This is a genomic window from Planctomycetota bacterium (assembly GCA_035574235.1).
Taxonomy (GTDB): domain Bacteria; phylum Planctomycetota; class MHYJ01; order MHYJ01; family JACPRB01; genus DATLZA01.
Genome location: DATLZA010000168.1, coordinates 1 through 2,017, shown reverse-complemented (window position 1 = coordinate 2,017; position 2,017 = coordinate 1). Strand labels below are relative to the sequence as shown.

General features: G+C 73.9%; 2 protein-coding genes. Both read right to left on the bottom strand.

Annotated features, from left to right (window positions below; genetic code table 11):
• Positions 1-383 (bottom strand): hypothetical protein (locus VNO22_15640; GenBank protein ID HXG62801.1); only part of this gene is annotated, 383 nt, incomplete at its 3' end.
• The coding region (locus tag VNO22_15635) for a CARDB domain-containing protein (GenBank protein ID HXG62800.1) at positions 380-2,017 on the bottom strand (1,638 nt) is incomplete at its 5' end. The genes VNO22_15635 and VNO22_15640, both read right to left, overlap by 4 nt.

Here is a 2,017-nt window from a genome sequence, read left to right as displayed (position 1 = left end):
CCCGCGCGGGCCAGCGCGTCGGCGGCGTCGGCCAGCCGCGCGTCGATCGCCTCGGGAGGCGTCCAGCCCAGCCGGTGCACGAGAAGAAGCTTCCGCGCAGGTTCCATGGCGTCGTCCGCCAGGGCCATGCTCCGGGAGGCGTCCACGAACACGAGCACCCGCGCCCGTTCGTCCAATTCGCGCCGGTGGTGAAGCACGGGTCCCGTCAGCATGAGGACGGCCAGGGCCACGGCGAGCGCTCGGAGGGCGGGGAGAATCCATCCCCGCCGATCCCGGCGGCCGCGCGTCTCGCGGCGATAGAGCCACACCATCGCCGCCGCGAGCGCGACGGCGGCGGCCGCCCCGGCCCACGGATTCCATTCGCCGAGGAAGCGCAGGCTCATGGGACCGCCCCCCGGCGCGCGAACGCCTGCTCGAGGACGACTTCGAGGAAGAGGAGGCCCACCACGGCCGCCAAGAGCGCCGGCCAGATCTCCCGGCCGTAGCGGCGCCGCTGATCGAGGCGCCGGTAGGCCGCCCCCGAATCCACCACGGTCGCGCCCAGGCGCCGCGCTTCGGCCTCGATCTCCGCCGGGGACAGGCGGCGCAGATCCGACTCCTTCGGATCCGTATGGGCAACGAAGTGGATGGGCCCCCCGCCCGGGACCTCGAGGACGTAAAGTCCGGGGCGCAGAGCGGGTCCGAATTCCGCCACCGCGCGGCCGCCGCGGTCGGCCACGGGCACCTCGAAGGATTTCCCCTCGGGATCGACGAGCGCGGCCTTCCGGCCGGCCGCGGACGCCGGGAGGAACGCCACGAGCGGCCGGCCGACCTCCACATTGCGCGGCGGCTCGGCCCGGGAAGCCAGATACGCCACGAGCTGCTGCACCAGGGGAAGGTACGTCGGCCGCAGCGGCAGGTTCGACCAGTCCGCGTCGCACGGCACGGCGCACTGAAGCACGCGTCCCTCGCCGAACTTCTTTTCCACCAGGAAGGGATCGCCCGTGTCGAGCGTGGCCACGACGGCGGGGGCCGCCTCGCCCTCGCGGGACGCCGCGTCCGGCCGCATGCGGTACCACAGCCAGATCTGGGCGTCCGAAAGCGACCCGTTGCGCGGGTCGTTGAAAAGCTCCAGGGCCGGGTGGGCGTAGTGCTGGGACACGATCGAGGCGCGGGAGCCGGACGGGCTCAGGCTGCCGGCGAGCGAGGCCACGGGAAGCGGCAGAAGGCCGCGGCCGCCGGCCACGAACGCGGCGTTGTACCAGGCGCTGTTGATGCGGTTGCCCGGGAAGACGAGAAGGCCGCCGCCGGCGCGCACGAAGTCCTCGAGCGCCCGGAGCTGCGGCTCGGAAAGCTGCGGCACGTTGGCCAGGACCACGGCGCGGGCCTCGGAGAGGCGGCGCGCGTCGAGGTCGCGCGCCTCGACCACCTGGGGGACGACGAGATCGGCGAGCTCCGCGCGGGCCGCCGCGTACGGCCGGAGCGCGATCTCGAGGAAGTCGGTCTCCCCGCGGAGGGGCTCGGGGTTGGGGTCGCCGCTGACGAGAAGAACGGGCAGGCGGTCCCACACCGGGACGCTCAGAAGCCGGCGGTTGTCCGCCGCCAGCGGATCGGCGGCGGTTTCGACCTCGACGACGTGCGATCCGGCCGCGTCGAAGGTGTGGGTGAAAAGCACCTGGACCTCCTCGCCGGGGCCGAGCGAGGCGCGCGCCACGTCGCGCTCGCGGCCGTCCACCTTGAAGACGACGCGCAGGTCCGGATAGGAGGCCTCGCCGTAGTTGCGCAGGTGGGCGCGCAGGCCGAGCTTCTGGCCCACGCCGAGGATCTCGCGGGAAGGCCGCAGGCGTTCGACCGCCACGTTGTCGGTCACGGGGCGGCCGACGGGGAAAAGCACGATGTCGGGCCGCACGGGTCCCTGGCGCAGCTCGTCGGAGAGGCGCAGGCGGGCGGCGGTTCCGGCCTCGGACCAGCTCACCCTCTGGAAGTCGCCGATCGCGACGACCTCGCGGTGCGGGTTGCGGGCGCGGGCCAGCAGCGC